General features: G+C 63.5%; 5 protein-coding genes. All 5 read left to right on the top strand.

Annotated features, from left to right (window positions below):
- The first annotated feature begins 105 nt into the window (after positions 1-105).
- The 5 genes from KGB27_RS30410 (at position 106) to KGB27_RS30390 (ending at position 6953) form a co-directional block, all read left to right on the top strand.
- The gene (locus KGB27_RS30410; RefSeq protein WP_223557328.1) at positions 106-1131 is read left to right on the top strand and encodes a histone deacetylase family protein; all 1026 of its coding nucleotides are present in this window, start codon (positions 106-108) and stop codon (positions 1129-1131) included.
- A gap of 246 nt (positions 1132-1377) precedes the next feature.
- Positions 1378-3282, top strand: a complete 1905-nt coding sequence (locus tag KGB27_RS30405; RefSeq protein WP_223557327.1) for a sigma-54-dependent Fis family transcriptional regulator — start codon at positions 1378-1380, stop codon at positions 3280-3282.
- Entirely contained in the window at positions 3282-5000 is a 1719-nt protein-coding gene (locus KGB27_RS30400) for an ABC transporter ATP-binding protein (RefSeq protein ID WP_223557326.1), read from the top strand. The genes KGB27_RS30405 and KGB27_RS30400 overlap by 1 nt, the downstream gene beginning before the upstream one ends.
- Positions 4990-5667 (top strand): S8 family serine peptidase, encoded by a 678-nt coding sequence (locus KGB27_RS30395; protein ID WP_223557325.1) that lies wholly within the window; start codon positions 4990-4992, stop codon positions 5665-5667. The genes KGB27_RS30400 and KGB27_RS30395 overlap by 11 nt, the downstream gene beginning before the upstream one ends.
- A complete protein-coding gene (locus KGB27_RS30390) occupies positions 5664-6953 on the top strand; it encodes a tryptophan 7-halogenase (protein ID WP_223557324.1) in 1290 nt (429 codons plus the stop codon). The genes KGB27_RS30395 and KGB27_RS30390 overlap by 4 nt, the downstream gene beginning before the upstream one ends.
- Positions 6954-7057: the final 104 nt, after the last annotated feature.

Genomic DNA, 7057 nt, shown 5'->3' with positions numbered 1-7057 from the left:
CAACATCGACGTTTGACTGACACACCGCCTTCGCGGGCAAGCCTCGCTCCTACAGGAAGGTGCACTCGGATTCGAGAATTACGTTAACTGACAGGAATCAATCCCATGCGCAGTTTTTTCCATCCTGAACAATTGCTTCACCATCCACGCAGCTATTACTCCCGCGGACAGATGCGCACGCCGCAGGAAGTGCCGGAGCGTGCGCAGCGACTGGTGCAGGCGTCTCGCTCGCTGGGTTTCAAAGTCGAGCAGCCGGTGGATGCCGGACTTGATCCGCTGCTGGCGGTGCACGGTGCGCCGTACCTGGCGTTTCTCCAGGAAGCGCATCAGCGCTGGAAGGAAGTCCCGGAAGATTGGGGCGACGAAGTGATGTCGAACATCTTCGTCCGTGAGCCAAACGCTCTGCGCGGAATCCTGGCTCAGGCCGCACGTTATCTCGCGGATGGCAGTTGCCCGGTGGGCGAACAGACCTGGCGTTCGGCCTATTGGTCGGCGCAAAGCGCAGTGGCCGGGGCGCAGGCGTTGCTTGATGGCGAGCCGGCGGCTTACGCGTTGTGCCGTCCACCGGGGCATCACGCCCGGGCCGAAGCGGCCGGTGGTTTCTGCTATGTGAACAACGCGGCGGTGGCGGCGCAGGTGTTGCGCGGCGGGTTTGAACGCGTCGCGGTGCTCGACACCGACATGCACCACGGTCAGGGGATTCAGGAGATTTTCTACGACCGCGATGACGTGCTGTATGTCTCGGTGCATGGCGATCCGACCAACTTCTATCCGGGGGTTGCCGGGTTTGCGGATGAGCGCGGTGTCGGGGCGGGCGAGGGGTACAACCTGAACTTGCCGATGGCCCATGGTTCGAGTGAGGCGGACTTCCTCGGGCAACTGGAGGTTGCGCTGGCGGCGGTGAAGGATTTCGCTGCCGAGGCGTTGGTGCTGTCCCTGGGTTTCGACATTTTCGAACTGGACCCGCAGAGCAAAGTAGCGGTGACGCGGGAAGGGTTTGCGCGGCTGGGTGAGCGGATTCGCAGCCTTGGGTTGCCGTGCCTGATTGTGCAGGAGGGTGGGTATCACCTGGAGAGTCTTGAGGACAATGCACGGGCGTTTTTTGTCGGGCCCGAGGTGTGGCAGTTCTGAGTTGTGTGGTGCCTGACAGGCCGCCATCGCTGGCAAGCCAGCTCCTACAATGGATTGGTGTGAACGCTAAATTGTGGTTAACGCTGAACCTGTAGGAGCTGGCTTGCCGGCGATGAACGATGACGCGGTTGGCTTGAAAGAACACAAGCGCTGTAAGGCACTTGCCATCGCCCTGACGTTAACGTAAAGATTGCGGCAGGGCGCTGAACTTAAAAAAGCGCAGGGCGGACCGATCCGGAGCGCTTGATGACGCTAATAAAAACAACTTCCCCCAAGCTGCACCGTGAAGCCCGGCTGGCCCGAGAAAAACTCCATCTTGAGGGTGAAGTCCCCGATGGCGTGTTGCGGGCGGAAATCGATGCATCGTGGCGACGCAGCCTCAGCCATGGCGTGCATTTCAACAGCAAGCATGAACTGGCGCTGGAATCGAGCGCGAGCCTCGACGTGCTGCTGGCGAACAATCGCCTGCTGATCGACGCGGCATTGCCGGCGATCGATTACCTGGCCGACCGCCAGGGCAAGGAAGGCCTGATCATCCTCGCCAACTCCGACGCGACCATCCTCGCGGTCGAAGGCCGTGCTGATCGCCTCAAGGGCAGCGGCCTGCAGGACATCACCCTTGGCGCCTGCTGGAGCGAAGCCGCTCGCGGCACCAACGCACTGGGCACCGCGCTGGTGGAAGCCCGGCCGACGATGATCGATTGCGGCGAGCATTACCTCGATCGCCTGACCGATTTCTCCTGCACCTCAGTGCCGATTTATTGCCCGCAAGGCGACATCCTCGGCGTCCTCGACCTGACCCGCGAAGGCCCGCTCGGCCGCGTTCACGACAGCACCGCGCTGTTGGCCATGGCGGTCAGCCAGATTGAAAGCCGGGTGTTCAACACCAGTTTCCCCGACCAGATCGTGCTGGCGTTCCACAGCCGCCGGCAGTACCTCGAATCCCCTTGGCAGGGCTTGCTGGCGGTAAGCCTCGGTGGGCAGATTCTTGCGGTCAGCGCCCAGGCGTGTCAGTTGCTCCATGCCGAACGCTCGGCGCTGGTCGGTCGTCGTTGCGAAGAGTTTCTCGGCGTCGATGGCTTGCAACTGTTGTCGCGTTTGCACCAGGGCGGTGTCGGCAGTTTGCAGACCGCCAAAGGTGAGTTCTTCTACAAAACCCTGCGCGCACCGCAGCGCTCGATCAACGTCAGCACGCCGCCGCGCAGCCCGGCGAAAACCGCCAAACCTCAACCGGATCTCGATTCCCTGGCCGGCGGCAACGTCCGTTATGCCCGTGCCCTGCGCATGGCCCGTCAGGGGCTGGCCAACGAGTTGCCGGTGTTGCTGCTCGGCGAAACCGGCACCGGCAAGGAAATGATCGCGCGCGCCTTGCACATGGCCGGCAGCCGCTGCGACAAGCCCTTTGTCGCGGTGAACTGTGCGGCGATCCCCGAAGGCCTGATCGAGTCGGAACTGTTCGGTTACCGCGAAGGCGCGTTCACCGGTTCCCGGCGCGGCGGCATGGTCGGGCGTCTGCAACAGGCCCATGGCGGCACGTTGTTTCTCGACGAAATCGGCGACATGCCGCTGGCGTTGCAGGCGCGTCTGCTGCGCGTTTTGCAGGACCGTAAGGTCGCGCCTTTGGGCGCCGGTGAAGAACAGGACATCGACGTCGCCCTGATCTGTGCGACCCACCGCGACCTCAAACGCCTGGTCGAAGAAAAACACTTCCGTGAAGACCTGTTCTATCGGGTCAACGGCATAAGCGTGATGTTGCCGGCCCTGCGCGAACGCGACGATTTCAACGCGCTGGTCGGTCGTCTGCTGGCCAGGCTCGACGCACCGGCCATGCTCCTGCATGACGACTTGAACCGCTTGCTCGCGGGTTACCACTGGCCGGGCAACATCCGCCAACTGGAAATGGTCTTGCGCACGGCGCTGGCCATGCGCGAACCGGGGGACACCGTCCTCACCCTCGATCATTTGCCCGACAGCATGCTCGACGAACTGAACGCCAGCGAGCGGCCTGCGTCCGGGAGCATTCGCGAAAACGAACTGGAGCTGATTCGCCAGTCCCTGGACAGCCATCAGGGCAACGTCTCGGCCGCCGCCGACGCCTTGGGCATCAGCCGCGCAACCTTGTACCGCAAGCTCAAACAGTTGCGTTCGTGATGCAGCGCCTGATCGTTCGGCTGATCGACAGCCAGAATCCCGAAGCCCTGCAAGCGGCGTTGCGCTGGCTCTACAGTTTTGTGCGCCCGCATCGTCTGGCGATTGCCGGACTGCTCGGTCTGTCGGTCTGCGCCTCGTCGCTGGTGCTGGTGCAACCCTGGCTGACCAAGCTGTTGATCGACGATGGCTTGCTGGCCCGCAACTTCCCCATGCTGGTGCTGATCGCCGGGTTGATGATCGTCGCCGGGCTGCTCGGCACGGCGCTCTCGGGGATCAATCGTTACCTGCACACGCGGCTGTCCGGGCGGATTCTGTTCTCGCTGCGCGACGACCTTTATCGGCATTTGCAAACCCTGTCGCCGAGCTTCTACGGGCAACGGCGCATCGGCGACCTGATGTCGCGCCTCGATGGCGATGTCGCGGAGATCCAGCGCTTCGCCGTGGATTCGCTGTTCTCGGCAGTGTCGAGCGTGATTGGCCTGGTGGTCGCCGTGGCGATGCTGCTGACGTTGTCGTGGAAGCTGTCTCTGCTGGCGCTGGTGCTGATTCCTCTCGATGTGCTCTGGCTGCGCTGGATGCGGCGCAAGGTCGAGCGCGATGTGCGCCAGTTGCGCGAGCGTTCGGCGGACATGTCGTCGTTCATGGTCGAAACCCTGCCGGTGATGAAATTCATTCAGTCGGCCGGTCAGCAGCAACGTGAGTCGCGGCGTCTGGAGGCGTTGGGGCAGGGCTACATGAGTCAATTGCTGCGTCTGCAAGTCACCGAGTTTTTCACCCAGGCGGTGCCGGGCACGCTGACCTCGCTGTCCCGTGCCTGTGCGTTTTTGATTGGCGGTTATTGGGTGGTGCAAGGGACGTGGCAACTGGGCGCGTTGATTGCGTTTTCCACGTACTTGGGGATGGCGGTCGGGCCGGTTCAAAGTCTGCTTGGGCTCTACGTGGCGATTCAGCGGATGACGGTCAGTCTGGGGCGCGTCATGGAGTTGCGCGGTGAAGAACCGACCGTGCTGACCCCCGTTGCACCCCGGCCAATGCCGACCTCCGGCGAACTGCGTTTCGATGATGTGCACTTCAGCCATCCCGGTCGGCCGAGCACCTTGCGCGGCATCGAAGCGCGGATTCCCTACGGTTTGAAAGTCGCCCTGAGTGGCGGCTCCGGCGTCGGCAAATCGACGCTGATCGATTTGCTGCAACGGCATCACGATCCACAGTCTGGGCGGGTGCTGCTCGGCGAAGTCGACCTGCGGGAACTGGACCTGTTCCAGTTGCGCCGACGGATTGCCGTGGTCAGTCAGGACATCGTGCTGTTTCGCGGCAGCCTCGCCGATAACCTGGCCTACGCGGTGCCCGACGCCAGCCGCGAAGCAATCGCCGACGTGGCGCGGCTGGCGCAACTCGACAGCCTGATCGCCTCTTTGCCCGAAGGCCTCGACAGTCCGTTGGGCGAACGCGGTCAGCAGTTGTCCGGCGGGCAGAAACAGCGCATCGCCATTGCCCGGGCACTGTTGCAGGACCCGCTTATTCTGGTGCTCGACGAAGCCACTTCGGCGGTGGATGAAGCCACCGAGCGCGAAGTGATCGAGGCCATCGACCGACTGTTTGCCGGACGCACGCGCATCCTCATCAGTCATCGCCCCTCAACCCTGGCCGATGCCGACCTGCGATTTGAATTGCTCGACGGCGTGCTCACGTCGAAAACGGTGCAGCATGAAGTCTGAACTGCGAATCGGTGTGGTGGACAGCGGCCATTCGGCGGCGCAGCGGGTGCAGGTGATTGTCGGACGACGGTTTTCGTTGCTGGCGGACGGCCTGGCCGAAAGTGATTTGCGCGACGACCCGCTCGGCCACGGCAGCGCGGTGATCGAAGCCATCAGTCATCGGGCTCCTTCTGCGGTGTTCTGCGTGGCTCAGGTGTTCGACCAGCGTGGCGTCACCAGCGCTTTGCAGATCGCCACGGCAATTGACTGGCTGGTGGCGCAGGGCGTACGGCTGATCAATCTGAGCCTCGGTTTGCGCCAGGACCGCAGTCTGTTGCGCGAAGCCTGCGCGGCAGCGGTAGCGCAGGGCATTTTGCTTTGTGCGTCGAGCCCGGCGCAGGGCGAGGGCGTGTTCCCGGCGAATTATCCACAGGTGCTGCGGGTGACCGGCGATGCACGTTGCGCCGAACAGGAATGGTCATGGCTCAACAGCGCTCAGGCGGATTTCGCGGCGTGCGTGCACGGGACGTATCCGGGGCAGTCCGGTGCCAGTCTGGGCTGCGCGGCGTTGAGCGGGCACATTGCCGGGTTCCTGGTTTCACAACCCGAGGCGAGCAACGAACAGATCATCGACTGGCTGCGCAAGAATGCCCGTTATCGCGGTCCTGAACGGCGCTTCGGAGCATGATCCTGATTCTGGGCGCGGGGCCGGCGGGGGCGGCGGTTGCCTTGGGCTTGCGGCGGCTCGGTTACCCCGTGACGCTGGTCAGCGAGTGGCGCCGGTTCGCCGCGCTGGAAGGCGTTTCGCTGCGGGTGCTGGAGGCCTTGCGCGGTGCTGGTCTGCATCAGGCGCTGGCGGATGCGGCGTTGCCGTCGCAGCGGCAGGTGTCGTGGAACGGTCAGCAGCATGCGCAAAACATCGAATTCCTGCTGGACCGCCCGAGCTTTGATCGAGGACTGCGCGAGGACCTGCGCCTGGCGGGCGTTGAGTTGATTGAAGGTCGGGTGCTGAGCGTTCAGACCTCGGCGGAGGGACATCGGATCGAGATTGAAGGGCGTGAGGCGTTGCTCGCGGACTTCCTCGTCGAGGCGCGCGGACGCCAGGCACCGGCACTCGGCAAGGGGCTGCGCGGGCCAGAGACGGTCAGCCTGCTCAATCGCTGGCAAGGCGCACCCGGCAACACCGCCAGTGCCGTGGAAAGCCTTGCGGACGGCTGGGCGTGGATGGCGCGGCGGGCGGACGGTCAGTGTTATTGGCAATGGACGGTGGACGTCGCCAGCGCCGAGCTGCCGGGCAAGGCGCAGTTGCTCGATTATTGTCGCCAGCAGCGCCAGGGTTCCTCGTTGGTGCGTGAGTTTTTTGGTGCCGAACATGAGGTCGATCTACAGCTGCACGCCCGCAGCAGCACCGCGATTCTGAGCCCGCAGGTGTGCGGCGAAAACTGGATTCGGGTCGGCGATGCGGCGATGGCGGTGGACCCGCTGTCGGGCAATGGCATCTTTCAGTCCTTGTCCTCGGCGTTGCAGGCGCCGACGGTGATCAACACGTTGTTGCGAAAACCTGAGCGGTCGGCGTTGGCCCAGCGCTTTCATCAGCAACGGGTGGAGCAGTTGTTTTTGCGTTTTGCGCGGATCGGGCGGGATTTTTATGCCGATGAGCAGCGTTGGCTGGATCAACCATTCTGGCAGGCGCGGCGGCAGTGGCCGGATGCCGAGGTGGCGCATGCCGAGGCGGATTTCGCCGCGCTGCGGATCGAGCGGGCGCCGGTGTTGAAGGATGGGTTTGTGGATGAGGCCGAGGTGTTGATTACAGCGGATCAGCCGTTGGGGATCTGGCATGTGCAGGGGGTTGAGTTGGCGCCGTTGGTGCGCAGGTTGCGGACTGAACCGGCCGGGCAGGCGTTGGCGGGGTTGACGGTGGAGCAGGGGAGGATGGTCAGGAGTTGGTTGTTGGGGCAGGGGTTCAAGCCCTGATATTTGTAGCGATTGGTCTGACCTCTTCGCGGGCAAGCCTCGCTCCTACAGGTTTTCGTGCCCTTGTAGGAGCGAGGCTTGCCCGCGAAGGCGGCCTAAAGAAC

The sequence above is a fragment of the Pseudomonas sp. BF-R-01 genome (assembly GCF_019946615.1).
Classification (GTDB): domain Bacteria; phylum Pseudomonadota; class Gammaproteobacteria; order Pseudomonadales; family Pseudomonadaceae; genus Aquipseudomonas; species Aquipseudomonas migulae.
This window is presented reverse-complemented; position numbering and strand designations above follow the sequence as displayed.